The sequence below is a fragment of the Synechococcus sp. MU1625 genome, assembly GCF_020514205.1.
Classification (GTDB): domain Bacteria; phylum Cyanobacteriota; class Cyanobacteriia; order PCC-6307; family Cyanobiaceae; genus Parasynechococcus.
In genome coordinates this window covers 187,865-214,775 of the sequence record NZ_VTLA01000002.1, presented here as the reverse complement: position 1 = coordinate 214,775, position 26,911 = coordinate 187,865, and the positions used below count along the sequence as shown (strand labels likewise).

The 26,911-nt window shown below is 61.0% G+C and carries 29 protein-coding genes and 1 tRNA gene; 23 read left to right on the top strand and 7 right to left on the bottom strand.

Features of this window, described 5'->3' with window-relative positions; genetic code table 11:
* Positions 1-11: 11 nt before the first annotated feature.
* From FZX13_RS07015 to FZX13_RS06985, 7 genes are all read left to right on the top strand, one after another.
* The gene (locus tag FZX13_RS07015; RefSeq protein WP_226408766.1) at positions 12-920 is read left to right on the top strand and encodes an oxidoreductase; all 909 of its coding nucleotides are present in this window, start codon (positions 12-14) and stop codon (positions 918-920) included.
* Positions 913-2,886 carry a 4Fe-4S binding protein gene (locus FZX13_RS07010; protein WP_226408764.1) on the top strand — a complete coding sequence of 658 codons (1,974 nt, stop codon included), beginning with the start codon at positions 913-915 and terminating at the stop codon, positions 2,884-2,886. The genes FZX13_RS07015 and FZX13_RS07010 overlap by 8 nt, the downstream gene beginning before the upstream one ends.
* 4 nt (positions 2,887-2,890) lie before the next feature.
* Positions 2,891-3,301 (top strand): transcriptional repressor, encoded by a 411-nt coding sequence (locus FZX13_RS07005; protein ID WP_226408762.1) that lies wholly within the window; start codon positions 2,891-2,893, stop codon positions 3,299-3,301.
* Positions 3,298-4,035: an MBL fold metallo-hydrolase gene (locus tag FZX13_RS07000; RefSeq protein ID WP_226408761.1), complete on the top strand. Its 738-nt coding sequence runs from the start codon at positions 3,298-3,300 to the stop codon at positions 4,033-4,035. Before FZX13_RS07005 ends, FZX13_RS07000 begins: the two co-directional genes overlap by 4 nt.
* Before the next feature lie 38 nt (positions 4,036-4,073).
* The gene (locus tag FZX13_RS06995; protein ID WP_226408759.1) at positions 4,074-4,310 is read left to right on the top strand and encodes a chlorophyll a/b-binding protein; all 237 of its coding nucleotides are present in this window, start codon (positions 4,074-4,076) and stop codon (positions 4,308-4,310) included.
* 95 nt (positions 4,311-4,405) lie between these two features.
* Positions 4,406-4,705 carry a TIGR03894 family protein gene (locus FZX13_RS06990; protein WP_226408757.1) on the top strand — a complete coding sequence of 100 codons (300 nt, stop codon included), beginning with the start codon at positions 4,406-4,408 and terminating at the stop codon, positions 4,703-4,705.
* 103 nt (positions 4,706-4,808) lie between these two features.
* Positions 4,809-5,126 (top strand): hypothetical protein, encoded by a 318-nt coding sequence (locus tag FZX13_RS06985; RefSeq protein WP_226408755.1) that lies wholly within the window; start codon positions 4,809-4,811, stop codon positions 5,124-5,126.
* 92 nt (positions 5,127-5,218) lie between these two features.
* Here FZX13_RS06985 and FZX13_RS06980 read toward each other — a convergent pair whose 3' ends face one another.
* Positions 5,219-5,410, bottom strand: coding sequence for a hypothetical protein (locus tag FZX13_RS06980; protein WP_226408754.1), 192 nt, complete (start codon positions 5,408-5,410; stop codon positions 5,219-5,221).
* A gap of 306 nt (positions 5,411-5,716) precedes the next feature.
* On the opposite strand from FZX13_RS06980, the gene FZX13_RS06975 reads away from it, so the two are divergent.
* On the top strand, positions 5,717-6,106 hold the full coding sequence (locus FZX13_RS06975) for a putative quinol monooxygenase (RefSeq protein WP_226397493.1): 390 nt from the start codon (positions 5,717-5,719) through the stop codon (positions 6,104-6,106).
* 1,109 nt (positions 6,107-7,215) lie between these two features.
* Here the strand turns inward: FZX13_RS06975 and FZX13_RS06970 are convergent.
* Positions 7,216-7,287 (bottom strand) — tRNA-Val (locus FZX13_RS06970).
* A gap of 58 nt (positions 7,288-7,345) precedes the next feature.
* Between FZX13_RS06970 and FZX13_RS06965 the strand changes: the two genes are divergently transcribed.
* Both FZX13_RS06965 and mazG read left to right on the top strand, forming a co-directional pair.
* A complete protein-coding gene (locus FZX13_RS06965; protein WP_226408752.1) occupies positions 7,346-7,828 on the top strand; it encodes a metal-binding protein in 483 nt (160 codons plus the stop codon).
* 33 nt (positions 7,829-7,861) lie between these two features.
* Positions 7,862-8,686, top strand: a complete 825-nt coding sequence (gene mazG, locus FZX13_RS06960) for a nucleoside triphosphate pyrophosphohydrolase (protein ID WP_226408750.1) — start codon at positions 7,862-7,864, stop codon at positions 8,684-8,686.
* A 5-nt stretch (positions 8,687-8,691) separates the two neighbouring features.
* On the opposite strand, the gene arfB is transcribed toward mazG, so the two are convergent.
* Entirely contained in the window at positions 8,692-9,126 is a 435-nt protein-coding gene (gene arfB / locus FZX13_RS06955) for an alternative ribosome rescue aminoacyl-tRNA hydrolase ArfB (RefSeq protein WP_226408748.1), read from the bottom strand.
* 263 nt (positions 9,127-9,389) lie between these two features.
* Between arfB and speE the strand changes: the two genes are divergently transcribed.
* Together speE and speB are read left to right on the top strand one after the other, a co-directional pair.
* On the top strand, positions 9,390-10,232 hold the full coding sequence (gene speE, locus FZX13_RS06950; protein WP_226408747.1) for a polyamine aminopropyltransferase: 843 nt from the start codon (positions 9,390-9,392) through the stop codon (positions 10,230-10,232).
* The gene (gene speB / locus FZX13_RS06945; protein WP_226408745.1) at positions 10,229-11,119 is read left to right on the top strand and encodes an agmatinase; all 891 of its coding nucleotides are present in this window, start codon (positions 10,229-10,231) and stop codon (positions 11,117-11,119) included. Before speE ends, speB begins: the two co-directional genes overlap by 4 nt.
* Here the strand turns inward: speB and FZX13_RS06940 are convergent.
* On the bottom strand, positions 11,113-11,508 hold the full coding sequence (locus FZX13_RS06940; RefSeq protein WP_226397499.1) for a cyclic nucleotide-binding domain-containing protein: 396 nt from the start codon (positions 11,506-11,508) through the stop codon (positions 11,113-11,115). The genes speB and FZX13_RS06940 overlap by 7 nt on opposite strands.
* 86 nt (positions 11,509-11,594) lie before the next feature.
* On the bottom strand, positions 11,595-11,807 hold the full coding sequence (locus FZX13_RS06935) for a hypothetical protein (protein ID WP_226408744.1): 213 nt from the start codon (positions 11,805-11,807) through the stop codon (positions 11,595-11,597).
* 128 nt (positions 11,808-11,935) lie between these two features.
* Here FZX13_RS06935 and gcvT point away from each other — a divergent pair, with 128 nt between their 5' ends.
* From gcvT to FZX13_RS06880, 11 genes are all read left to right on the top strand, one after another.
* Complete coding sequence (gcvT, locus tag FZX13_RS06930) at positions 11,936-13,039, top strand: glycine cleavage system aminomethyltransferase GcvT (protein WP_226408742.1); 1,104 nt, start codon at positions 11,936-11,938, stop codon at positions 13,037-13,039.
* Positions 13,040-13,088: 49 nt separating this feature from the next.
* Entirely contained in the window at positions 13,089-14,918 is a 1,830-nt protein-coding gene (aspS, locus tag FZX13_RS06925; RefSeq protein ID WP_226408740.1) for an aspartate--tRNA ligase, read from the top strand.
* Between the two features lie 103 nt (positions 14,919-15,021).
* Positions 15,022-16,155, top strand: coding sequence for an RpoD/SigA family RNA polymerase sigma factor (locus tag FZX13_RS06920; protein ID WP_115094783.1), 1,134 nt, complete (start codon positions 15,022-15,024; stop codon positions 16,153-16,155).
* Positions 16,148-16,618, top strand: a complete 471-nt coding sequence (locus FZX13_RS06915) for a Dps family protein (protein ID WP_226408842.1) — start codon at positions 16,148-16,150, stop codon at positions 16,616-16,618. Before FZX13_RS06920 ends, FZX13_RS06915 begins: the two co-directional genes overlap by 8 nt.
* Before the next feature lie 69 nt (positions 16,619-16,687).
* Entirely contained in the window at positions 16,688-18,337 is a 1,650-nt protein-coding gene (locus FZX13_RS06910; RefSeq protein WP_115024624.1) for a CTP synthase, read from the top strand.
* 9 nt (positions 18,338-18,346) lie between these two features.
* A complete protein-coding gene (locus FZX13_RS06905; RefSeq protein WP_226408738.1) occupies positions 18,347-18,964 on the top strand; it encodes a 7-carboxy-7-deazaguanine synthase QueE in 618 nt (205 codons plus the stop codon).
* A 183-nt stretch (positions 18,965-19,147) separates the two neighbouring features.
* On the top strand, positions 19,148-20,002 hold the full coding sequence (locus FZX13_RS06900; protein ID WP_226408840.1) for an NAD(P)-dependent oxidoreductase: 855 nt from the start codon (positions 19,148-19,150) through the stop codon (positions 20,000-20,002).
* The gene (queC, locus tag FZX13_RS06895) at positions 19,999-20,679 is read left to right on the top strand and encodes a 7-cyano-7-deazaguanine synthase QueC (protein WP_226408736.1); all 681 of its coding nucleotides are present in this window, start codon (positions 19,999-20,001) and stop codon (positions 20,677-20,679) included. Before FZX13_RS06900 ends, queC begins: the two co-directional genes overlap by 4 nt.
* Positions 20,676-21,974, top strand: coding sequence for an anthranilate synthase component I family protein (locus FZX13_RS06890; RefSeq protein ID WP_226408734.1), 1,299 nt, complete (start codon positions 20,676-20,678; stop codon positions 21,972-21,974). Before queC ends, FZX13_RS06890 begins: the two co-directional genes overlap by 4 nt.
* Positions 21,971-22,783, top strand: a complete 813-nt coding sequence (locus FZX13_RS06885) for an aminotransferase class IV (RefSeq protein ID WP_226408733.1) — start codon at positions 21,971-21,973, stop codon at positions 22,781-22,783. The genes FZX13_RS06890 and FZX13_RS06885 overlap by 4 nt, the downstream gene beginning before the upstream one ends.
* 27 nt (positions 22,784-22,810) lie before the next feature.
* A complete protein-coding gene (locus FZX13_RS06880; protein WP_226408731.1) occupies positions 22,811-24,367 on the top strand; it encodes an APC family permease in 1,557 nt (518 codons plus the stop codon).
* Here the strand turns inward: FZX13_RS06880 and FZX13_RS06875 are convergent.
* On the bottom strand, positions 24,364-25,155 hold the full coding sequence (locus tag FZX13_RS06875) for an HAD-IIB family hydrolase (protein ID WP_226408729.1): 792 nt from the start codon (positions 25,153-25,155) through the stop codon (positions 24,364-24,366). The two genes, FZX13_RS06880 and FZX13_RS06875, sit on opposite strands and share 4 nt — an antisense overlap.
* Entirely contained in the window at positions 25,152-26,891 is a 1,740-nt protein-coding gene (locus tag FZX13_RS06870) for an alpha-amylase family glycosyl hydrolase (protein ID WP_226408727.1), read from the bottom strand. Before FZX13_RS06870 ends, FZX13_RS06875 begins: the two co-directional genes overlap by 4 nt.
* Positions 26,892-26,911 lie beyond the last annotated feature (20 nt).

The window sequence follows — 26,911 nt, the reverse complement described above, 5'->3', positions numbered from 1 at the left end:
TTCCTCGAGACATGGGTTGGTCCGCAGCTGACATCCCGAACCAGCAGGGGCGCATTGCCCTGATCACCGGAGCCAACAGCGGTCTGGGACTGGAAACCGCGCGTGCCTTGAAGCGTCGTGGAGCAACCGTGGTGCTGGCCTGCCGCAGCCCCCGCAAAGCGGAGACGGTCAAACAAGATTTGCTGCAGGAGCGGGATGGAGGTGCGGTGGATCTGGTGGATTTGGATCTAGCGGACCTAGCCAGCGTCCAACGGGCGGCGAACAGTATCGGCGAGCGCTACGGCTGCCTCGATCTACTGATCAACAACGCTGGAGTGATGGCGCCGCCGCGCCGGAGCACCGCCCAGGGGCATGAACTGCAGTTCGGCGTCAATCACCTGGGGCACATGGCCCTGACCCAGGCGCTGCTGCCGCTGATGCAAGATCGACCCGACCCCCGCGTGGTGACGGTGACGTCCGGGGCGCAGTACTTCGGCAAGATCCGCTGGAACGACCCGAACTGGAACGAGAGCTACGACCGTTACGGGGCCTACGGCCAAAGCAAACTGGCCAACGTGATGTTTGCGCTCGAGCTGGATGCACGCCTGCGCGAACAGGGCAGCCCCGTGCGTTCCCTGGCCGCCCATCCGGGCATCGCCCGCACCGAACTGCAACCCACCGCGATCGCCAGCGTCGGCAACCGCTTCGAGGCCCTGGCCTACCGGTTGATGGATCCCCTGTTTCAAAGCGCCAGCATGGGCGCTTTGCCGCAACTGCATGCGGCCACCGCAGGTTCAGCCCAGGGGGGCGAGCACTATGGCCCTGAGCAGTTCGGTGGCTTGCGGGGTGCTCCTGCGCTCTGCCGCGTTGCTCCGGCAGCGAACCAGTTCGTTGCACGGCAGCGGCTCTGGAACTTGAGCGAGCAGCTGATCGTTGGCTGAGTCCAGTGCTGGGCTCGAGCGGCTGGCCCCCTTCGTGCTGGGCAGAGCCCGACGTGGCGTCGTGGGATCCAGTCGCTATGCCCAACGGCTGCGCAGTGCTGTGCTCGAGGCCGCCAGAGACCCGCAACGCCAGCCAGTGCTGATCAGCGGTGAGCCCGGCCTGGAAAAAGACAATCTCGCCGCCCTGGTGCACTACGGATCAGCGGAACGACGCCGTCTGCTGGTGCGACTGGATGCCAGTGATCTGCAGGGCAGCACCCTCAACCTGCTGAATGAGCTCGGATCCAGCACCCTGTTGGTGAGCGGCATGGACCGCATCGATAACGAGCTCCAGCAACGCTTGATTGCGATGGCCCGTGGCGAAGTGCCAGGGTTCCATGGTCGTGTGCTGTTCACCAGCGAAGCCGCCATCCCGGCCCTTGATGGCCTGGTGCGAGCCATCCGCGTACCTCCCTTACGCGTGCGCCGAACTGACCTGGGGGACTGGCTGCGTTACCGGCTGAGGCTGCAGAGCCCTGGACTCGGTTGGAACCAACCACCAGCCCTACCCGACAGCGTGGTGCGACGGCTTCAGAACCACGATTTCGCCAACAACCTGCGCGAACTCGAAGCGCTGGTCGATCGCGCCCTGCGTCAGGCACGTCAGCAAAGCCAAGGCGAGCTTCCACCACTGCTCCCCGAAGAGGTCTTCTGGACCGAAGACAAAGCACGGCGCACCCGTTTTGACGTTTGGCGCTGGAAACCGCAGTTGCGGGAGTGGATGCGCGCACCGGCGCTCTGGAACACGCTGCTGTTCGGCCTGGTGAGCTGGCTATTCGTGGCTGTGAACCTGGCGCTCTGGCTTGGCCCCCAGGAGCGCGCAGCCAATCCGATGCTGACCCTGTTCTGGGCTTGGTGGTGGCCTTTGATCCTGCTGAGCTACCCACTGGTGGGTCGACTCTGGTGCTCGATCTGTCCATTCATGGTGTGGGGACAGATCGCCCAACGGATCACTCCATGGCGAAAAAGGAGTTGGCCCCATGGAGACCTGGACCGCTGGGGAGCTCCTGCTCTAGCCGCCGGGTTTGCCGCAATTCTCCTGTGGGAAGAGGTCTGGAACCTTGAAGACACCGCCTGGCTGAGCAGCTGCCTGCTGTTACTGATCACGGCAGGAGCCGTGATCAGCTCAACGGTGTTCGAAAAGCGCTTCTGGTGCCGATACCTCTGTCCCGTCGGAGGCATGAACGGACTGTTCGCCAAACTTTCGATCCTTGAATTGCGGGCTGAAGTTGGCACCTGCAGCGGCAGCTGCAGCAGCTACGCCTGTTTCAAGGGAGGACCCGCCGACGGCGAGGGCCTGGCAACCGAAGGCTGTCCCCTGGGCACCCACCCCGCCCACCTGAGCGACAACCGCAACTGCGTGCTCTGCATGACCTGCACCCAGGCCTGTCCCAACCGCTCTGTGCAGTTGCGACTGCGCCCGCCTGCCGCCGATCTGCAACGCAACATGCAGGCCCCCGATGGAGAGCGCGGACTAATCCTGGTGCTGGCTGGCGGACTCTGCCTGCACAACTGGCAGCGCCTGCTCGGCTGGCTGCCGCTTGCACCGTCTTCCTTGCATGAAGGTCCCCTGCTGGCTCGGCTCAGCTTTGCGGCGCTAGCCCTCGCTCTTCCGGCAGCAGCGAGTTTGTGGCTCAAACGCCGTTGGCTGTATGCCGGATTGCCATTGCTCTGGGCCCTGCTCCTGGCCCGCCATCTGCCCATCGGCATGGCCGAAGCGGGCACAGTTCTGCCAGATGGTTGGCCGCAATGGTCCGCCGACCGCCATGTCATCGGCTTCTGCCAGACCGTGGTGGTGTTGATCGGGTGGGTTGGTGCTGTGATTTTGAGCCGCCGCTTGCTGGATCTCAACCGTCGGGCCTGGGTCAGAGGCAGCATGGTGCTGCTCCTGGTCAGCCTCAGCGGCCGCTGGTTGGTCGCTCTCTAAAACCATGGCCACTCACCGCCCCTCAACGGAAATCAATGCCCGCCAGAAGGTGTTGCTGGAGAGTCTCCAGGCCTGTGGCGATGAGATGAGCGGTCAGCAACTGCACCGCAGCCTCGCTCCCGACCAAACCATGGGCCTGGCCACGGTGTATCGAAATCTGCGTCAGCTGCAGCAACGGGGCCTGGTGCGCTGTCGTCACCTACCCAACGGCGAAGCGCTCTACGCACCACTGGAACGGGATCGTCACCACCTCACCTGCGTCGATTGCGGCAAGACACAAGCGCTCGACCACTGTCCAATTCACGACCTGGAGGTACCCGAAGACCGCCGCAAGGGCTTCGATCTCCTGTTTCACACGCTTGAATTCTTTGGTCTCTGCAGCGACTGCCGCGAGCGGCAGCAAAATCCGTCATGACCCTGGCCGCCACCTACTACGGAGCCAATGGTTGGTTGCTCGAATTCGATGATCTTCGGGTTCTGGTGGATCCCTGGCTGCGCGGCAGCCTGAGTTTTCCCCCGGGGGAGTGGCTGCTGAAAGGGGAGCTGCCCTGCGAACGCGACATCCCGGAGAACCTGAATCTGCTGTTACTCACCCAAGGGCTGGCGGATCATGCCCACCCTGAAACCCTGGCCTTGCTGCCGAAAACCCTGCCGGTGATTGGATCCATAGCCGCAACGCGCGTGGTTGAACGCCTGGGCTTCACCAACGTGAAAGCACTCTCCCCCGGAGAAAGCACCACCCACCAGGGCCTGCAGGTACGCGCCAGTGCCGGTGCACCGGTGCCCACGGTGGAAAACGGCTATCTGCTCGAGCATCCAGCCGGCGCGCTCTACTTGGAACCCCACGGTTTTCTGGATCCAGCCCTGGAACCGCAACCGCTCGATGCCGTCATCACGCCGATGGTGGATCTTGGGCTTCCCGCTCTGGGCGCATTTGTTAAGGGATGCTCCGTGGTGCCACAACTGGTGGAACGCTTCCAACCCACGACGGTGCTCGCCAGCACATCCGGTGGCGATGTGCGCTTCGACGGCGCCCTGAGCCGCGCCTTGCAGATGAAAGGATCCGTGGCCGGAACTGGAGCCCAACTGCCAACAAGCAGCCGCTGGACCGATCCCACACCGGGGGAACGACTGCTGCTGAAAAACTGATTTTGTGGATTAAGCTTTGTAACAACCGCTTGAGTCTGATGAAGCCCACGCAAGCAAACGAGTCTTGGTTCCAAGGCGTCGCCACGCGCGAGATCCATATGGAGCAACTCAAAAAAGCGGAACGCTTCAACGGGCGGGCCGCCATGCTCGGCATCGTGATCGGAATCATTACCGAAGGCCTCACCGGTGCCGGCATCATTCATCAAATCGGTCTGGGCCCCCTTGTGGATGGCTACGCCGCCTGCCGCACCCAATTCCTGCCCTTCTGCTTCTGATCCAATTGGGGGCTGTTACAGCCCCTGCATCTCCATCATCTCGGGAGGCGACTGACCCCCGATGACGAGAATGGTGCGATTCACGTTCGACTCGAATGGCTGCTGACAAGGAACTGCTGCAGGAAGTGGCTCTAGAGCTGTGGAATACCACCAAGAAGCTGCGGCCCGGCCTGCCCAAAGCGCCACGGGCCCAACTGGTCTTGAAAGCACTCCTGACCATCGGCGACATGAGCGATCAACTGGAAGCCGCCATGGTGCTTGGAGTCATCGAGGCGCAGGAACCCGACGACGAACCTGTCCAGGACGACACGGCTGGAGAAGACAAGACCGTCTCTGAAGCCAAGACCGAACGAGAAACCCCCAGGGTTGTTCGCAAACGGACCAGCAGTCGCTGATCAAAACCGCCGGCTGATGCGGACGGGACGAAAAGGACGTCGCTGTCTGACAGGGAGCCAACCCAGCGGCAGCCTGAAGGAGTGGTGATGACCCGCTCCTTCATTGAAACTCTCTTCCCTTGCTGTTCTCGCTACTGGCGTTCTTGCTCTTGGCCTTGGCGCGTGTGCTGAGAAAGAAGCAGCCAAAGTCACAGACCTGAACAATCTCCAGGGTGACGTGATCGGCAAGGTGAATTGCAGCTCTCAGACGTTTGTTCTGGATGCCGACCAAGCCAAAGGCTTCGCCGAGTTCGCGGGGCAGTGGATGACAGCTGAAGGCTTCGCAGAGAAGTGGGTGGAGGAAACCGGTGACACCTACGGCAGTCAATTGGCAATGCAAGTTGCGGAAGCCGCGATAAGCGAAGCCTGCGCCCCCGAATAATCGAAACGGCATCTCTAAGGGGGTCCTCCACAGATCGCATCAGTAACGACGTGGCCGACGCTGGGGGTGCAACAGCTCAGGGAAGCTGCTACTCATGCCTCAACGCTGCATGGCCACCACCCCGCAGCGGCCGCAAGGGCCACAATTCCAGCCATCCAAATGGTGTTCTGGCGTGCCAACAACCAAGCGGCGTTCCGAGACAAGGCCAACCGGCCCGTCGCCAGCAGGGCAGTCAGACCCACGAGCAGAACAACGGGAACCACCAACGCCAGGAACAGTTGCATCACCGAATGCCGAGGGGACCTGCATTCCCAGGATGGTGCAGTCGAACGCTGAGTAGCTTGTAAAGCTCCGACTCACAGCTTGAACCTTGTCTCTGCTGATCGTCGCGGCTGGCTTCATCGGACTGCTCTGGTTGACGCAAAGCCTGATTCGACGCGGCATGGATGACGGCAGCAACGGCTGACGCCAAACGCACATCTCATCACTTCCGCTGGAGGGTTGACCCACTCGGGGACTGTTTGGGCTGCAAGCTGGCCTGATGGTGGCCAAGCTGTTGTCGACGCCCCAACCCTCGCGCCAAAACGCCAATGGCAACGTTCGATCAGAGCACACCCTTCATGCTCTTGGCTCGCATTCACGTCAAAGAAGGATGCGTGGACGCCTATTTAGAACTGGCACGTGCCACCGACACAGCCGTTCAGGCCTCTGAACCGGGGATGATCCATCACACCTTTGATCAGGATCCCGATGATCCACAGGCATTTGTTTGGTCAGAGGTTTACGCCAACGACGAAGCCTTCAGCGCCCATGTCTCCAATCCTCCAGTCCAGGAGTACCTGAAAAAGCATGCTGAACTTGGCGATGGCTTCAGCATTGAGGTGTACGGCACAGTCGGCAATGCGTGCCGCAGCCTGATGGAGTCCTTCGGATTACCACTCAAAATCTTCGAAACCAGGCTGGGGTACAGCAGGGTCTAGGCGTTGAAATCGTCGGGTGCGCCAAGCCCCTGTGTGCAGGACGATTCACTCAAATTTTGAGCTCTCTCTGTGGCTAATGACAGAGAGGGCTACAGCTGAAGAATGTCTTGAACAGCCCAGTCTTTTTGAGCTTCGGGAGAAGTCGTCAGTGAGAAATTGGCTCTCTTGGAGCGTGATCTGCCTCGGCTTTTAGAAACCGGCGATGCTGGGCAGAGGCATAGCCACTGAGGTCAATTCGGGTGGCATTGCTGCCAGCCTTTCGCCACTCCCTGGGGGGAGTGCTGGATCTTCGGTTCATGGAATCGAGTTATCGGTTCTCGCGCTGTGGGCCCTTACAAGGCTCTTTGGCGTCACACCACCATTGCACACGTCTGTGAACCTCACGCCAAAGCTTCACTGAAGTCATCCTGAACTGCGCGCTAAGACCACTGGTCTCAGCTGGGAATTCATCCATGGGCACGGCCTTGGCTCGAGGATGGGCTTGAACGCCGCTTCTCCAGCCATGAGAGCTCTGTTCCCCATGCATTAGCCCAGAGCCCGTTGCCGAAGATCGGCGGCTGCCTCTACTCCTACAGGGCATCGGGTGACTACTGCATGCCCAGCAAGAACTCAAAGGACGCCTTCATCCGAACTGGGAACTCCTGCTCCAATGGGTATCGGAAGTCAGGCAAGTACTGCATCTCCAATCGGTAAGCACTGTTTGCCACGAGCGCAATGCAGCTCCATTGTTTTTGCAGCAACCTCTGTTGAATCAGCCAAGCAATTTCATTTCATTGCCACCTATGTCTGCACCTTGGTTGATCGCTTTTGGAATCCTGTTCGCTTGCGCTCCGGTGGCTCGTTCAGATGAGTGGGTGAGTTGCAGGCGTGACCCATCAACAGGCCAACTCCTTTGGATGCGCGGCAAGTCAAATGAGCCTCTAAAAAACGCTGAATTTCGACCTGGCGCCACCAATCCTGATCGAGGCAAATGCTTGGTCAGCAATGACCAACTGCGTCATGCGCACGGTCTGAGGTTCTGACTATCAAGCCGCACAACCCCGCCGACGGCGTTCCGATATGAACGTGTGATCCCCTCAGCATTCCTGTGCACGACTGGATTTTTGAGATGGGCGATACTGGGATCGAACCAGTGACAATCTCCTTGTAAGGGAGGTGCTCTACCGCTGAGCTAATCGCCCCACCGGGCAGATTCTGCCTTAACGCGTCACTTTGGGGGCGCACGAGAGCTCCGAACGCTTGGCAACGGGTCGCCGCCACGACCAAAGCATCTGGATCCTGAGCCTCCCGCTCGGAATCGCTGTTGGGTTGGTGCTGGGACTCCAAGCAGCAGTGATCGCCACAGCGAGCTGGCTGGCTGGTGGGCTCTGGCTTTCCCCCGATCTTGATACGCGCTCAAACGCGCTGCGGCGTTGGGGAGCCCTCGGATTTCTCTGGTGGCCGTACCGACGTCTGATCCCCCATCGCTCGCTCTGGTCCCATGGCCCAGTGCTTGGAACTTGCGTGCGACTGGGCGTGCTTCTGACGTGGTGCCTTGTCGTCACCCTTGCTATTCCGACACTCTCGCCATCGATGCTCCTGGCGAACCTTCAGCAGCTGATCCGCCAACACCCGCATGAGTTCACCGGACTGGTGGTGGGGTTAGAGGGCAGCGCATGGCTCCATCTGATCCTCGACGGCGACCCCTGGCCCCAGGAATGGTCCAAAAAACGACAGCAGTGAGAGGGTGGGCCTCACCCAAGTTGTTGACCCTGCATGGCCAACGCTCCATCTGATGCGCTGCAGCGACTGATCGAGGTCGTGGCACAACTCAGAGATCCAACAACGGGCTGTCCTTGGGACCTGGAACAAACCCATGCGTCCTTGGTGCCCTACGTGTTGGAGGAAGCGCACGAGGTGGCTGATGCCGTCCGTCATGGTGATGACAACCACCTCAGGGAGGAACTTGGCGACCTGCTGCTGCAAGTGGTGCTGCATGCACAGATCGCTGGGGAGGAGCAACGGTTCGATCTCGATGCGATTGCCAATGGCATCAGCGAGAAGCTGATCCGCCGTCACCCCCATGTGTTCGGTGATGCCGAGGCCTCCAGCGGTGACGACGTTCGACGCAGCTGGGACGCCATCAAGAGGCAGGAGCAAGCCGAAGCCCTGGCTGGCTCAACCAGCCCCCTCAGCGACCAGCTCAGAGGCAAGGTGCGTGGGCTGCCGGCCCTCGCTGGAGCGATGACCATCTCCAAGAAAGCTGCCAAGGCCGGCTTCGAGTGGGATGACATGGACGGCGTCTGGGACAAGGTCCATGAAGAGCTTGATGAACTCAAGGAAGCGGTTGCCAGTGGCGATAAGAACCACGCCCAGGAGGAACTGGGCGATGTGCTGTTCACGCTCGTGAACGTGGCCCGTTGGTGCGCGATCGAACCTGAAGAGGGCCTCGCTGGCACGAATCAGCGCTTCCTGGCTCGCTTTTCCCGCGTTGAGACCGCCCTGGGTGGGGATCTGCAGGGACGCAGCATCCACGAACTCGAGGCCCTGTGGAAACAGGCCAAAGCAGCCATCAGGGCTGAACAGTCTTCAACGTCCTGATCCGATTAATCGTCCATGGATGGCGGGCTTCGCCGTTGACGCTTTAGGTCACCACGCTTTTTCTTCGTATCCAAACGCCGCTTCACCGCACCGCGGCCAGGCCGAGTTGATTTGCGCGCGCGAGGCGGTGGCTGCAAACCCTGCCGCAGCAGCTCGGCCATGCGATGCAATGCCTTCTGACGGTTCTGCCATTGGGAGCGTTCTTCAGCCACCACAACCCGAAGACAACCCTCCACCAGCCGCGTCTCGAAATGCTCCAGAAGTCGGGCGCGGCGAAATGGACCCAGACAGGAGCAGTTCGCCACATCCAACACCAGCTCCACGCGGGAATCGGTGGTGTTGACCCCCTGCCCTCCTGGACCGGATGAGCGGCTAAACCTCCAGCGCAGGTCCCTGGATGGAATGGTCAACCGCTCATTCACCACCAGGTCTTGCACCATGCATCTCCTGGTTCAGGAACGACGGAATACTTTTTAAGGCTTGAACTTTGCAGTGCTCTGAAGTCCTGCAACAGGTTGCTAGTGACAACTCGGCAGATTTGATCTGATGGAAATGGCTCTGGAGCTGACTTCTTCCACAGAAGCTCCCAAGCAAACATATTCAATCAACATATCTTGTGTTCGTCGACAACCAAGACCACTAGATGTGGTGCATGAAAGCCATTCAACGGCGTCCTTAGCTGGAGAGATGCCCACCGCAGCCCATGAGCAGCTGGATTGATGAAGAACACCGCGGCGTCCGCTACGGATTAAAGGGAGAGGTTCTGGTCGAGGAGAGCAGTCCGTTCCAGCGGATCAGCGTGATTCGCAGTGAGCGCTACGGGCGAGGGCTGCTGCTGGATGGCTGCTGGATGACAGCGGAGCAGCAGGAGCGCCACTACCACGAGGCCTTGGTGCACCCAGCGCTATGCAGTGCCAGCTCGATTGAGCGAATCCTGGTGATCGGCGGGGGAGACGGCGGCACCGCCCGGGAGTGCCTGCGCCATCCAGGGGTCCAGCGGCTGGACATGGTGGAAATCGACGGGCGGGTGGTGGACCTCAGCCGAGAACACCTCCCCGAGATCGGTGGATCCGCCTGGGCCGATCCGCGGTTCCAGCTCACGGTGGGGGATGGCATCGCCTGGGCCGCTGAGGCTGACGACCAGAGCTATGACGTTGTCTTGGTGGATGGCTCTGACCCCGCCGGACCCGCCGAAGGCCTGTTCAACCGCGCTTTCTTCGACAACTGCCGACGTCTGCTCAAACCCGGGGGGGTCTTCGGCACGCAGAGCGAGTCGCCTGAAGCCTTCCATGATGTCCACATCGCCATGATCCGGCTGTTGCGCGAGGTGTTTGACCACGCCGACCCGCTCTATGGCTGGGTGCCGATGTATCCCAGCGGCTGGTGGAGCTGGACCTTCGCCTCCATGGGAACCCCCCGCTACCGCACTCCCGATCCCGAGCGCATCAAGGCCATCGCCGCAGGCTGTGAGATCTGGTCTCCGCGCTGGCAACGGGGGGGCATGGATGCCATGCCCGCCTTCATCGAAAGGGAGTTGCAGTCATGACTTCAATGCCGCCGAGCGGGGTGTTTGACGGTTTGTTTGACAGCGACGGAACCATTTTCATGGGTTCCCGACGCGACCCTGCCGACTGCCGCGTCGGTCTCTTTGGTGTCCCGTACGACGGCACCACCTCCTTTCGCCCGGGCACCCGCTTCGGACCCGCCGCCATTCGGGAGGTCAGCACTGGCCTGGAGACCTATTGCCCGCAACTCGACCTTGATCTCGATGATCTCGACTTTGCGGATCTTGGTGCCGTTGACATTCCCTTCGGCAACCCTGAGCCCGTTCTGACCAAGGTGAAGCAGGCGACCGAAGCCGTGCTTGCTCTGAACCTCAAGCCCCTGATGCTGGGAGGGGAGCATTCGATCAGCTCCGGAGCCGTGGAGGCCGTTGCCCAACACCACCCCGACCTGGTGCTGGTGCAGCTGGATGCCCATGCCGATCTCAGGGACACCTGGCTGGGGGCGCGCCACAGCCATGCCTGCGCCATGCGCCGCTGTTTGGACATCCTTCCAAGCCAGACGCTGTTTCAACTCTCGATCCGCAGTGGAACGCGGGAGGAATTCAACGAACTGAATGGGAGCGGACGGCTGATACCAAACATCGATGCCCTTAAACAGGCACTCTCTCCCTTAAGGGGAAGGCCCCTGTATCTCACCGTCGACCTGGACTGGTTCGATCCCTCCGTTCTTCCTGGAACTGGTACACCCGAACCCGGCGGTTACCACTGGTCTGATTTCGCCAGCCTTGTGAAGGTCCTCCGAGAGCATCATCTGGTGGCTGCCGATGTTGTGGAACTGGCCCCACAACTCGACACCAGTGGCATCAGCTCCGTACTGGCCGCCAAGGTGACCCGCAGCCTTCTGCTCCTCCTAGGAGCCGATCAATAGAAGTGGCGCGCATCAACCCGCTGCTGCCGCAAACGGCTGTGTTGCTTGCTGAGCAGTTGCAGCACCAGTGTTGGGTGCCGGTGGATGAGCGTCAGAAAGTTGGAACGACTGAGGCGGAACAGCGAAACGGGTGTCACAGCCGTGGCATCACGGCTGTGACACTCGGTGGGATCCACCAGATCCTCATAGAAAAACAATTCACCGCGACCAAACCGAATGCGGTTCAACGGACCACTGCTCAGTTCCATCCATCCACGTTCAATCACATGAATGAACTGCACAGGCTCCCCTGCTCGGAAGACGGTTGTGCCGGTCGGCAACATCAGGCGATCTACCTCAGGCTGTTCCTGGATGAGTTCCAAAGGAGTCAGCGGAGCTGAGGCAGACAACGTCAAAAACCTTGAATGAATTGAGTATCCAATGACCTTTTGATGCTGACAGTCAAAGAGGGCACAGCCAATTCTTCGATCCGAGCTCAACTCAAGCTGCGATCCAGTTCCAGCTGACACTCACCAACGCCGATGCTCTGCAGAACCGGAAGGTTGGGAGTACGGGGGGTCCAGTGGTGACAGACCACGAGATCCGCAAGTTCGGCATGCACCTCCAGCCGACGCAAACGGCACCAGCCTTTCGACCCTGCAGCAAGGCTGCAGTGCTGACAACTGCGACAGCAGGGGCTGTTGACCAAGGAGGAAATCTGAGTCCGCCAACAGTAGTGACGGTTTGGGAAACGGACCGCAGCAAAGGGCGGATTTCCGGGTTCCCTTCCGGATGGTGAAGCCCTCCATAAGAATGCGCTTCGCAACGGCCGCCTCCATGTCTCTGCAGCGCACTCCCCTATTCGAGCTCTGCCGCGGTGTTGGTGGCCGCATGGTGCCGTTTGCCGGCTGGGAGATGCCGGTTCAATTCAGCGGCCTCATCCAAGAACACAAGGCCGTTCGCGAACGGGTCGGCATGTTCGACATCTCCCACATGGGGGTGCTGCGCCTCGAAGGTGCCAATCCCAAGGATGCGCTGCAACGGCTCATCCCCAGCGATCTGCACCGCATCGGTCCCGGCGAAGCCTGCTACTCCGTTCTGCTGAACGAGCAAGGCGGCATTCGCGACGACCTCATCGTTTACGACTGCGGCGCCATCGATGCTGAACGGGGTGCGTTGGTGCTAGTGATCAATGCCGCCTGCGCCGACAGCGATACCGCCTGGATCCGTGACCAGATGGAACCCGCTGGCCTGACGGTGACTGACATCAAAAACGGAGGGGTGCTGCTCGCGCTTCAGGGACCTGAGGCCATGCCATTGCTGCAGGAACTGAGCGGCGAAGACCTCAGCGGCCTGCCCCGCTTTGGCCACCGGATGCTCAACCTCAACGGCCTAAGCCAACCGGTGTTCAGTGCTCGCACGGGTTACACCGGCGAAGACGGTGCAGAGCTGCTGCTCAACGCCGAGGACGGACAAAAGTTCTGGCAGCTTCTGTTGGATCGAGGCGTTACCCCCTGCGGCCTGGGGGCACGGGACACCTTGCGCCTGGAGGCCGCCATGCACCTTTACGGCCAAGACATGACCGACGAAACCAACCCCTTCGAGGCAGGGTTGGGTTGGCTCGTGCACCTCGAAATGCCCATGGATTTTGTGGGCCGACAGGCTCTGGAGCAGGCAGCGGAATCCGGCCCCGCCAAACGCCTGGTGGGCCTCAAGCTTCAGGGTCGCGCGATCGCCCGCCACGACTACCCCGTCATGCACAACGGGGAGACGGTCGGGATCGTCACGAGTGGAACCTGGTCGCCCACCCTGGAAGAACCGATCGCCCTGGCCTACGTACCCCAATCCCTCGCCAAGGTCGGTACTGAAGTGAGTGTTGAGATCCGCGGCAAGGCCCAACCGGCAACGGTTGTTCGCAAGCCCTTCTACAAACGAGCCTGAACCTCACCGCTGCTGTGGGAAACTCGCTCTTCTCCAGTTGAGACATCCCATGCGCAGCAACGGTTGCGGTGACCTGCGCGAACAGAACATCGATCAGCAGGTGCAACTGTGCGGCTGGGTGGATCGACGCCGTGATCACGGTGGGGTGATCTTCATCGACCTGCGGGACCGCAGCGGCACGGTGCAGATCACGGTGGACCCAGATCTGGGGGCCGACGCCTTCGCCGTCGCCGAGCATCTACGCAGCGAAACCGTGCTGCAGGTGCAGGGGAAAGTTCGAGCCCGCCCCGCTGAATCCCTGAACGACAAGCTGGCCACAGGGGCTGTGGAAGTGCTGGCCAGCGGCATCACCGTGCTCAACAGCGTCAAGGGCAACCTGCCGTTCCCTGTGTCCGTGCACGACGAGGAGAACACCCGCGAGGAACTGCGGCTGCGGCACCGCTATCTGGATCTGCGCCGGACGCGCATGAACGACAACCTGCGGCTGCGGGCCCAGACGATCCAGGCCGCCCGTCGTTTCCTGGAGGACGAAGGCTTCATCGAGGTGGAAACACCGGTGCTCACCCGCTCCACACCCGAAGGCGCCCGCGACTACGTGCTGCCCAGCCGAGTCTGCGGCGGTGAATGGTTCGCACTGCCCCAGTCACCCCAGCTGTTCAAACAGTTGTTGATGGTGGGCGGCATCGAGCGCTACTACCAGGTGGCCCGCTGTTTCCGCGACGAGGATCTGCGCGCTGACCGCCAGCCGGAATTCACCCAGCTGGACATCGAGATGAGCTTCATGGATCAGGAGCAGATCCTGGAGCTGAACGAATCGCTGATCTGCGCCATCTGGAAGGCCGTGAAGGGCATCGAGCTGCCGCGGCCCTTCCCCCGCATGACCTGGCATGACGCCATGGAGCGCTACGGCACCGATCGGCCCGACACCCGCTATGGCATGGAGCTCACCAACGTCAGCGACATCGTCAAGGACATGGGCTTCAAGGTGTTCAGCGGTGCCGTCAAGTCCGGCGGCGCGGTGAAGTGCATCGCCGTCCCCGGCGGCAATGACGCCATCTCCAACGTGCGGATCAAGCCCGGCGGCGATGTGTTCAGCGAAGCTCAGAAAGCCGGTGCCGGTGGCTTGGCCTTCATCCGCGTGCGCGATGGCGGGGAGATCGACACGATCGGTGCGATCAAGGACAACCTCAGCGATGAACAGAAGCAGGAGCTGCTCAGCCGCACCGGCGCGGAACCCGGCACGCTGCTGCTGTTCGGCGCTGGCGACACCGCCACGGTGAACAAGGCCCTGGATCGCGTCCGCCAGTACCTGGCCAAGGAGCTGGGCATGGTCAAGGCCGAGCGCGACAACGACCAGTGGAACTTCCTCTGGGTGGTGGACTTCCCGATGTTCGAGTTCAACAGCGACGAGAACCGCTACGAGGCGCTGCATCACCCCTTCTGCGCTCCCAACGCCGAAGACCTCGGCAGCGATGCGTCGCAATGGGCTGACACCCTCCCGGGTGCTCGGGCCCAGGCCTACGACCTCGTTCTCAATGGTTTGGAGCTCGGCGGTGGATCCCTTCGCATCCACGACTCCGCCCTGCAGCGCCAGGTGTTGCAGACCGTTGGTCTGCCGCTGGAGGAGGCCCAGGAGCAATTCGGCTTCTTGATGGATGCTCTTGATGTGGGCGCGCCTCCCCATGGCGGCCTGGCCTTCGGTGTGGACCGCATGGTGATGCTGCTGGCCGGTGAGGAATCGATCCGCGACACAATCGCCTTCCCCAAGACCCAGCAAGCCCGCTGCCTGATGACCAATGCCCCTGGTGGCGTGGCCGACAAGCAGCTGGAGGAACTGCACGTGGCCAGCACCTGGGTGGAGCCCGACCAGGAGGACTGACCTCTGCCGCTGAACTGAGCAGATCCCGAAGGGAATCAGCGCATTTGTCGCACCGCAGTCAACGGCGAGGAACCCTGAAGTTGGACTTCACCAAGGCCAGCTTTTGCCCAGTAAGCCCCGACGGACAGGGGGAACCCGTGAGCGCCGCAGCAGCGGTACGACGGATCTGCTGCGGCTTTATCTCCAGGACATTGGCCGCGTCGACCTTCTCACCAACGAAGAGGAGGTGATGCTGGCGCGTCTGGTGCAACGTCGCGAAGCCCTACTGCACCAACAAAGGGATCTGGCTGAAAGCCATGCGGCCATCGGGGAACTGCATCGTCTCGAAGAACTGCAACGCCGCGAAGCGAACCAGCACAGCCACTGGCCGACCAAGCAGGAATGGGCCCGGGCGGCCGGACTGCCCTTGCCGGAGTTGCAGCAGCGAATCGACGTGGGGTACCAGGTCTGGGCTGAGCAGGCACAACTGGAGGCCAAAGACTTAAGGCTTGCCCTCCGCAACGGTCGGCGGGCCAAGGACCACATGATTCAGGCCAACCTGCGGCTTGTGGTGGCTGTGGCCAAGAAATATCAGCAGCGGGGCATGGAACTTCTGGACCTTGTGCAGGAAGGGACACTCGGACTGGAACGGGCGGTGGAAAAGTTCGATCCCACCCGTGGCTTTCGCTTCAGCACCTACGCCTACTGGTGGATCCGTCAGGGGATCACCAGGGCCATCGCCACCCAGAGCCGCACTATTCGTTTGCCGGTCCACGTCACCGAAAAACTGAACCGGATCAAGCGGGTCCAGCAAGAGATTGCGAGCAACGAAGGACGCATCGCCTCAATCGCGGATCTCTCGAGAGAGCTCGGCATCAGTGAGGACACCGTGCGCCAGACCCTGGCCAGAGTGCCCCGCTCCGTCTCTCTGGACACCCGCGTCGGCCGCGAACAGGACACCCAGCTCGGGGATCTGATCGAAGACGGTCATGCCACCCCTGAGCAGACCCTCACCCACGACGAACTCCACAACGATCTGGAACATCTCTTGGATGAACTCACCAGTCGGGAGGCTGCTGTCCTTCGACGCCGCTTTGGGCTGGAGGACGACACGCCCCAAACCCTGGCCCAGATCGGAGAAGAACTGAAACTGTCTAGAGAACGCGTTCGTCAGATCGAAACCCGCGCCTTGCTCAAACTGCGACAACCCCAACGACGCAGCAAAGTCCGCGATTACATCCAGGGCCTGGATTCCTAAACCCAAAGCCCACCTGTCCCCACCACTCCATGGACATGGAGATGGACTCGGCCGGCTTTTGGCGGATACCTATGTGCTGTACGGAAAAACCCATGGCTTCCACTGGAATGTCACTGGGCCGATGTTCAACACGCTGCACCTGATGTTCATGGAGCAATACACCGAGCTTTGGACAGCACTGGATGAGATTGCCGAACGGATCCGAGCCCTTGGCCTGATGGCCCCCCATGGCGGCAGCACCCTTGCGGCCTTGTCATCCATCACTGAAGCCGAACAAAATCCAGCGGCCTTGGACATGGTGCGAGAGCTGGTGGCGGGCCATGAAGCGGTGGCACGAACAGCGCGCAGTGTTTTCGCTCTAGCTGACGCGGCAGACGACCAACCCAGTGCAGACCTTTTAACCCAACGCCTCCAGGTGCATGAAAAAACCGCCTGGATGCTGCGGAGTTTGCTCGACAGTTAGAGCATTCACCGCCTGGCCTCTGGAGCACACGACCAACGCCAGGTAATTTGAAGAATCGCCTGGCAGATCATGGCCAAATTCGTCTTCATCACTGGTGGTGTGGTCTCCAGCATTGGCAAAGGGATCGTGGCGGCGAGCCTCGGCCGGCTGCTGAAGTCACGGGGTTACGACGTTTCGATCCTCAAGCTGGATCCCTACCTCAATGTGGATCCGGGAACGATGAGTCCTTTCCAGCATGGGGAGGTGTTCGTCACCGAAGACGGCGCAGAAACAGATCTCGATCTCGGCCATTACGAGCGCTTCACCGACACGGCGATGTCACGGCTGAACAGCGTGACCACAGGCTCGATCTACCAATCGGTGATCAACAAAGAACGCCGGGGTGACTACAACGGCGGCACCGTTCAGGTCATTCCCCATATCACCGGCGAAATCCGCGAGCGCATCCACCGGGTTGCGTCCAACAGCAACGCCGATGTGGTGATCACTGAGATCGGCGGCACCGTCGGTGACATCGAATCGTTGCCCTTTCTCGAAGCCATTCGCGAGTTCCGAGGAGACGTGGGTCGCAACGATCTGGCCTACATCCACGTCACCTTGCTGCCCTTCATCGGCACCTCCGGCGAACTCAAAACCAAGCCGACCCAGCACTCGGTCAAAGAACTGCGCTCCATCGGCATCCAACCGGATGTGCTCGTTTGCCGCAGTGATCGCGACATCAGTGACGATCTCAAGCGGAAGATCGGCGGTTTCTGCGGCGTACCAAACCGCGCCGTCATTCCCTCCCTGGATGCCGACAGCATCTATGCCGTTCCGCTGACCCTCGAACAGGAGGGACTATGCCGGGAAGTGCTGGACGTGCTGAACCTCGCAGACCATGACAGCGATATGGCGGCATGGGAACAGCTGGTGCACAACCTTCGCAATCCCGGCCCATCGGTGAAGGTCGCCTTGGTGGGCAAGTACGTCCAGCTGAACGACGCCTATCTCTCCGTTGTCGAAGCACTGCAGCATGCCTGCATTGCCCAGGATGCCTCCCTCGACCTGCACTGGGTCTGCGCGGAACAGATTGAATCCGACGGTGCTGATGCACTCCTGCGCGGAATGGATGCCGTGGTGGTGCCCGGTGGCTTCGGCAACCGTGGTGTTGACGGAAAAATTGCCGCCATCCGCTGGGCCCGGGAACAACGCGTGCCCTTCCTGGGGCTATGCCTCGGCATGCAAACCGCAGTGATCGAATGGGCACGCAACCAGGCCGGTCTCACGGAAGCCACCAGTGCCGAATTGGATGCTGGCACCCCGCATCCCGTGATTCATCTCCTGCCGGAACAGCAGGACGTGGTTGACCTCGGCGGCACGATGCGGCTTGGGGTGTATCCCTGCCGAATTGCTCCGGGCACCCTGGCCCAGAGGCTTTACGGAGAGGAGGTGGTCTACGAACGTCACCGCCACCGCTACGAATTCAACAATTCCTATCGCAATCTGTTTCTGGAATCCGGATACGTGGTGAGCGGCACCTCACCGGATGGACGCTTGGTCGAACTCATCGAACTAAAAGGGCATCCCTTCTTCACGGCCTGCCAGTACCACCCGGAATTCCTCTCCCGCCCAGGAAAACCACATCCGTTGTTCCGGGGGTTGATCGAAGCGGCACAACAACGACTACCCGACTCGCCCGCCCAGGCCCTGCGTCAGCAAGGAGACATTGCCATCCCATGAGCCCGATCCATGGCTGATGCCTCGCCCCTCCCTGTGGTGGAGACGTTTCATTCCCTTCAAGGGGAGGGCCACCATGCCGGACGCAGCGCTTTCTTCATTCGATTAGCCGGCTGCACCGTGGGCTGTCCCTGGTGCGATACCAAGCACTCGTGGCCCACCCAGGGGCACCCTGAGCATCCAATCGATGACTTGGCTGAGGCAGCCAAAATGGCCGCCGACAAGGGGGCCAGCTTCGTTGTAATCACTGGTGGGGAACCGTTGCATCACGATCTCCATCCACTCACCCAGGCACTCGATGCCCGATGTGGCCTCCCCCTGCATTTGGAAACCAGTGGGGTGGATCCGCTGAGCGGACGCTTCGACTGGATCACGCTCTCCCCCAAGCGACACCAGCCCCCCCTGCAGGGAGTGCTGGACAGCATGCAAGAGCTCAAGGTGGTGATCCATGCGCCTGCAGATCTGCACTTCGCTGATGGAATGGCGCAAGCAGGCCAGGGGGAGGCGCTTCACTACCTTCAACCCGGCTGGAACAGCCCCGAGGGACAGCAACTCGCGATTGAGCACGTTCGGCAGAATCCAACCTGGCGCCTAAGCCTGCAAACCCACAAATGGCTGGGGGTGCGGTGAATTCATAGGCTGGTGATCGTTAGCTCCCGTCTCCACTCGGGTTGTTCGGCCTAACCGGCAGCCATGTCCACGTTCATTCGCCGCAGAAGGCGCCGCGAACACGGCAACGATGGCGCCATCAACGACGTCGACTACTTCGAGCTCGATCAAGTAGTCCAGCTTGATGTTCACCCTTTTCCAGTCATGCGCAGCGTTGCTCTGCTAGGCACCGGTCTGCTCGGCGAAGCCATCGGCCGACGCCTCCTACAACAAGGCGTTTCTCTGTTCGTCTGGAACCGCTCCCAGGAACGCTCCAACGCTTTGATCGACGCAGGCGCTCAAGCCCTGAGCAGCCCCTGTGAGGCCCCACACAGTTGCAACAGCGTGATCACTGTGCTGCGCGACGGGCCGGTCACAGCCGCAGTCTTAAAAGACATCGGACCCCTCGATGGCTCCACCTTGATCACGATGGGAACTGTGGGGATCACAGAAAGTCAGTCGCTGGCCAGACAAGCCGCTCAGCAAGGGGGGCACTATCTCGAGGCCCCGGTACTCGGCAGCAAACCACAAGCGCTCAACGGATCACTGCTGGTGATGGCCGGCGGCGAAGCCCAAGTCTTCGAAGAACAACAACCGCTTCTCTCTCATCTATCCCAAGAGCCCCTCCTCGTGGGCCCCGTTGGCAGCGGCGCTGCCACCAAGCTGGCCCTCAATCAATTGATCGCCAGCCTTACCCATAGCTTTTCCCTTTCCCTTCAACTGATCCAACGGGCCGGTGTCCCTGTGGAGACGTTCATGAATATCTTGCGAACGTCAGCGCTGTACGCCCCCACCTTCGACAAAAAGCTGCAACGGATGCTTGATCACAATTACGCCGATCCCAACTTCAGCACCGCCTTGCTGCGCAAAGACCTACGCCTGTTCCTGGAGGAAGCCACAACCGCTGGCCTCCAAGAGCATGGGCTCACCGGTTTGCTCAGCCTGCTTGAGCAAGCCAAGGGCACCGACCTGGACGACCAGGACTACTGCGCACTGCACGAGCTCACCGTCTTGCCATGAGTCAACGCACCGCGATTGCTCTGCTCTCAGGAGGGCTGGATTCCGCCACAGCTGCAGCTCTTGCACTTGAAGCCGGCGATCGTGTCATCGGCCTTTCCTTCGACTATGGCCAGAGGCATCGCCGCGAATTGAACGCCGCCACTGCCGTCGCAAAGCACCTTGGATTGGCGGAACACCACTGCATCGCTGTGAATCTGGCCAGCTGGGGGGGCTCGGCGCTCACCGATGCAACGATCAGCATTCCGACCGAAGGTGTGGAGGAGGGAATCATCCCCACCACCTATGTGCCCGGCCGCAATACGGTTTTCATTGCAGTCGGACTCAGCCTGGCCGAAGCCCGGGGCGCCGAACGGCTGGTGCTTGGCGTGAATGCTGTCGATTACTCCGGCTATCCCGACTGTCGCCCCGACTATCTCGACACGTTCCAGGAGCTGGCGGCTCTGTCAAGCAAATCAGGGCGAGAAGGTCGTGGCACGAAGCTGTGGGCCCCCTTGGTGCACTGGAGCAAAACGCACATCGTGGAAGAGGCACTACGCCTGGGCGTGCCGATCGAAACCACATGGAGCTGCTACGGCGGAGGCAGCTCTCCCTGCGGCGTGTGCGACAGCTGCCGCATCCGTGATGCGGCACTGCGGGAGGCAGGACGGCCGGACCTCTGCAGCCAAGCGATTGAATGATCAGCCCACAGCGGTGTGAACTGCCCTGGCAGGAGCCCCAAGCCATGGCCCGAATCCTCAGGGCTAAGCATGGAGAACAAGGCCTGGTGTGGCTGGATGGCGACGGAAGTGAGCTGGGCAGATGGGCAACCCTGGCCGTCGCCCCCCAGGAGATCATCTGCTGCCGGGGCCTCCCCGGAGAACCAGGAGCGACCAATCCCTTCAACGCTCTGCGTGGACTAGCCCCAGGACATTGGTGCGGCTGGCTGAGCTACGAAGCCGCCGCTTGGGTGGAACCAGGAAACCCCTGGGCCAGCGATGGCATGGCCACGCTTTGGATCGCCCGCCACGATCCGGTGCTGCGATTTGATCTCCAACAGCGCAAGGTGTGGATCGAAGCCACCAGCACGGCTGCTCTGGAGAGTCTGGCCCAAGAATTGGTCCCTAGCGCTCAGCGACCCAGGGCCGAGACCGTATCGATTCCGCTCGCAGCATGGCGTCACCACACCACAACAGAGCAGTACGCCGCAGGCGTGCAACGCATCCGTGATCTGATCGCAGCCGGCGATCTCTTCCAGGCCAATCTCACGGCGTGTTGCAGCACAGCCTGGCCCCAGGAAAGCAGTGCCATTGAGCTGTTTCTCACCCTGCGGAACGCCTGTCCTGCCCCTTTTGCAGGACTGATCATCAGCGATCAAAACGAAGCGTTGTTGTCCTCTTCACCGGAGCGATTTCTGCAGGTGAGTGCCCAGGGAGCCGTGCAAACCCGACCGATCAAAGGCACCAGGCCGCGCCATTCCGAACCCGAACAGGATGCGAACCTCGCCGCAGAACTTGTCTGCAGCGACAAAGACCGCGCGGAGAACGTGATGATCGTCGACTTGTTGCGGAACGACCTCGGTCGTACCTGCCAGCCGGGTTCAATCCAGGTTCCCCAACTGGTGGGCCTCGAAAGTTATGCCTCAGTGCATCACCTCACTTCGGTTGTGGAGGGACAACTGAAAGCCGGGTTGAGTTGGGTCGATCTCTTGGAAACCTGTTGGCCTGGGGGGTCGATTAGTGGGGCACCCAAACTGCGGGCATGCCAACGTCTGCATGAGCTCGAGCCCACCAGTCGCGGTCCTTACTGCGGATCACTCCTCCGAATCGACTGGGATGGCAGCTTCGACAGCAACATCCTGATCCGATCTCTCCTCCGACAGGGCGACACCCTCCGAGCCCATGCTGGCTGCGGAATTGTGGCCGACTCGGATCCCCTCGGCGAAGCGGAGGAGTTGATGTGGAAACTGCAGCCGCTGCTGGAGGCACTGACATGACCTCATCCATTGCCTGGATCGATGGCCAATGGGGAACTGCAGCAAGCCTGAAGCTTCCCCTCGACGACAGGGCCCTGCTCCTGGCCGATGGCCTCTTCGAAACCGTGCTGGTCCGCAACGGCCAGCCACACCTTCTGCAGGAGCACCTGCAGCGATGGAGTGACAGTGCTGCGCGGCTGGGCATGGATGCACCTCCCGAGCGCGACACGCTGGAGCCTCTGATTGAAGACGCGATTCAACGCAGCAAGCTGAACGCAGCCGATGGAGCCCTGCGGCTCAACTGGAGCCGTGGCAGCACACCCCAGCGCGGAATCGGGCTTCCAGCCTCAGGACACCACCGCTTTTGGCTCACGCTCCAGCCCTGCACGCCGACATTTTCACCCGTCAACACCATCACCAGTCGCCATGAGCGCCGCAATGCCTCCAGCCGGCTGAGCCATTGCAAAACATTCGCCTACGGACAAGCCATTCAGGCCCGTAGGGAAGCGCAGGAGCAAGGGGCTGACGATGCCCTGCTTTTGAACACTGCTGGGGCCATGTGCTGTGGAACGGCAGCCAACCTGTTGATCCGGCGTCGCGGACAGTGGCTCACACCAGCACTCAGCAGCGGCTGTCTTCCGGGCGTGATGAGGGGCCGCGCTCTGAGCCAGGGCGTTGCAATGGAAACCGAGCTGGAGGCCGAGTTCGAGGCAGATGATCAGGCCGTTCTGATCAACAGCCTCAGCTGTCGACCGATCGCATCCCACAACGGCAAAGCCTTGGCTGCAATGACTGGTGCATTGGAGGTATGGCAATCCCTTCTCCATTGATCAGGATGAGGCAAACGGCTTGGCGCCATGGCACTGCAACGTGACCTCAGCCTCACCAACCTGATCTTGGCGGTGGTGACCGGCACCATCGGTTCCGGTTGGCTGTTCGCGCCTTACTTCACCGCCAAACTCGCGGGGGGAGGAAGCCTGCTGGCGTGGAGTGTCGGCGGATTGATGGCCTTCCTGCTGGCACTCGTTTTTGCAGAGCTGGGATCGGTTGTCCCCAGTTCCGGGGCACTGGCGCAGATTCCGTTGCTGAGCCACGGCCGCCTGTCTGGATTCATCGGAGGCTGGGCCGTCTGGCTGTCGTACGTCGCACTTCCAGCGGTTGAACTGCTGGCTCTGCTCGAATACCTCTCATCGAGCCTGCCTTGGCTAACCGTCCAGCACAACGGTGGCGAAGAACTCAGCCTTGCTGGCCATGCCGTGGCAGTGCTGCTGCTGATCCTGCTCTGCTGGATCAATCTCAACGGCGTCCGTAGCCTTGCGCGGTGGATCGACAACCTCACCTGGTGGAAGCTGATTGTTCCAGTGGGTGTCGCGATCACTCTGATGCTGATTAGCGGTCACTGGGGCAACCTGCGACTTCCTGTAGGTGGAACACAGGGCGCCGATGTTGTTCAGGCCGTTGGCAGTGGTGGAGTGCTGTTCAGCCTGCTGGGCTTTCGCACCGCCATGGATCTGGCCGGGGAAGCGCGCAGGCCCAGTCGCGATGTGCCCCTCGCCATGGGGCTCGGCTTGGGAATTTGTCTGGCGATTTATCTGTTGCTGCAGCTCAGCTTTCTGGTCAGCGTTCCTCCTGACCAGCTGACCAACGGCTGGCACAGCCTCAGCCTGAGCGCCCATGGAGGCCCCATCGTTGCTCTCGCCATGGGGCTCGGTCTGAGTTGGATGGTCACCCTGCTGCTGATTGATGCTGTCGTATCTCCGGGAGCGACAGCCCTCACATATGTCGGTGTCTCAGCCCGAATCAGCTGGATGATGGGGGAATGCGGCCTCGTCCCTAAAGCTCTAGGGCAGCTGAATCGCCAAGGGGTTCCCCACGTTGCACTGATCCTGAGCACCCTGGTTAGCGCCCTAATGCTGGCGGTAGGCCCTGGGTGGCAGAGCATCGTGAGCTTTCTCACCTCCACGTTGATCATCGCTCTAGCCACTGGCCCGATCAGCTTGATGGCGTTACGGCGACAGCTCCCGAAGGCCCCCCGCGGCTACCAACTCCCCATGGCGTCATGGTTGTGCCCCCTGAGTTTTGTGATGGCCACCTGGGCCATCAGCTGGTGTGGACGAAGCGCCCTTGAAGGAGCTGTGCTCTGCATCGGCATTCCAACGCTGCTGTTCGTCGCCCATCGCCGTTGGACGGGCATCGACATGGACGTTCGTTCGGCTCTCTGGTGGCCGCTGTACTTAGGACTTCTGGTGCTGAACACCGAGCTCTTTGGCGACGGAGGTCTGCTGCAACTACCGCAGGCGGGGCAACTGCTGGTGCTGGCGGGCATAGCACTTGGCGTGATGCCCTTAGCGGTCTTCTCCGCCCTGACCGAAGCATCTCCCCACGCCCAGCTGGAAGGCACCTCCACGACCTAGATCCTGAGAATCCGGCGCACAGCCTCATCCCAACCGGTGGCATGGGGGGCGCCGGCCAACTGAAATCGTCCAGCAGCGATGCCGGAACACAACTCCGGGTGGGGGCCATCAGGCCCTGGAACAACAACGGCGACATCGGCCACCTCGAGCAGCGGCAGATCGTTAGGAGAATCTCCCAAAGCCAAGACCTTCACCTGCTGAGCACCCAAATGTCGCTTTAGGGTTGCCAAGGCCTTGCCTTTGCTGATGTCAGGGCCCAACAGATGCCCCATGCGATTGCCCTGCACCACCGTGAGATGCATCCGCTGCGCTAAGGCTTCAAGTCGGCGCCGCCCCTCCGCCGAGGGCGGAACGAACGGCACACTGCAGCAACGCCGCTGGGCCTGGCGCAACGACTCGCCGCCGAGCCCCAACAACTGCTGACCTTCTTCCTCGCTGAGTTCATCCAACGGACGTAGCGGCTCCCCCAACTCACGCTGGAGATGCTGCAACTGGGGTTTCAGTTCCGTCCAACCAGGGCCCAGCGGCAACTCCCAGGCATCCCCCTCAGGGGTTTCACCGTGCACGGCTCCACCGTTTTCAACGATGTATGGATCATGAAGCCCCACTTCTGCGCGAAAGCCACGCACCTCCTCCGCCGTTTTACTGGTGCACGGAATCACAGGGATCCTGCGCTGTTGCAGCTGGCGGATCAGATCCTTTGCGGGAGACCAGTCATAGGTGTGATCCAGCAACGTGCCGTCGAGATCGGTCACCACCCACCACGTCAACTCGACCTTCGCGGTCATGGCTGAACCAACCAATGCACCGCATAAGGCTCTAGCGAATGCAATTGATGTGGTGCGAACACGTGACCGCTCAGGCAATCGGCCCATGGCTGATTCACATCGCCCCCCAAGCGACCGAGGCGCAAGCTCAGCCGCGATGCCGTCATGTTGTGAACAGCCACCAACGTTTCCCCCCCATAGGAACGCTGCAGGATGACGCGATCAAGGCGGTCAGCGCTCAGCACCTGCATGGGGGCCTCAGGATGCAAGGCCAGATGAACAGCCCTTTCGGCAAGCGCCCGCTTCAGCACCGGAAGCAGCGCCGATGCATCGGCATCAGGATCCGCCAGGCGTCGCTCCAAGGCCTGGGCCGTGAATTGGGGCCGATTGAGATCCCGTCGATGACCCGTCCGACGAAAACGAGTTAGATCATTGGGAGCCGCCAAAAGCGCGGGCAGATAGAACGCGGGAACCCCTGGCAAGGCCAGGATCATGAGTTGGGTGAGCAGAAACCGCTCCCTTTGGAGATAGGTGGGATCAATCCCCCCATCCGCCATGGCACTCCACCAACTGATGTTGATCTCGTAGGGAACTTCTTCCCCAGAACTGAGCATCCTGTGGCTGACCAATCCACCCCGTTGCTCACAGCCGATCAACAGTTGAAGCAAACGTTTCTGGGACATCAGTCCCTCCAGCGGCCTTAAGCCGATGCCGTCATGACAGGCGGTGAAGTTGAGCAACCCCGTCTGCTGCGGAAGGTCGGGCCATCGACTTAACCAGGCATTCAGGAGATCGGCGCGGCCACTGACGCTGGCCTCCAGCAGCAAGGGCGGCAGTGGAAAGTTGTAGGCCAGATGCGCTTCATCACCACTTCTCAGGTACGAGAGGTTTTCCTGCTCCGGCACGTTGGTCTCGGTGACCACAACGCCATCCGGTCCCACCTGATCGAGGAGCAGGCGAAGCACCTGGACCAGTTGATGAGCCTCAGGCAGATGAATACAGGAGGTATTGGGTTGCTTCCAGACAAAACCCACTGCATCCAGACGAATCCAACGCACCCCATGCCGGGCCATACGCTGCATCAGACGGGCAAAGCCCAGCAGCACCTCCGCACTGCGCCAGTTGAGATCCACCTGATCGGGGCCAAAGGTGGTCCAGACCTGACGCGCACCTTTTGGCCCCCTCAACTGCGTGAACAGATTGGAGCTGCGGGGACGAACGACATCCGACCAACAGGGATCGGGAGCAGCCTCAAGCACACAAGAGCGACCGGGATCTTCATCCCGCATGAACTGCTGCACCCAAGGATGAGACGCCGACACATGGTTGAGAACGAGATCGGCCATGAGCCGTCTCCCCTGGGCCAAGGCGGCAAGGTCGCTCCAATCGCCGAAACGCTTCTCAATAGACGTGTGACTGGCCACCGCAAAACCTCCATCACTGGTGGATTGCAGGAACGGCAACACATGAATCACTGCTGCAAAGGGGTGCAGATGGCGATTCACAAAGGACTTCAAGGCTTGAAGACCAGGCACACCGTCATCAACAACCGTGTCGGCATAGGTGATCAAGACCACATCGCGGCCATCCCAACGCTCAACACGTCGCGCCGCATCTGTCTCGATATCGCCATCTGCAGACGATTCGCTCAAGATCTGCAGCAATTGCGACGACAACTCCTTGCCATCCCCGGAAGAATCGATCGGGTACAAATTGCCAAGCAGGTTCCGCAGCGTCTCTTCGCGCGGGGGCTGCATTGCCTTCCTCCTCAACACCG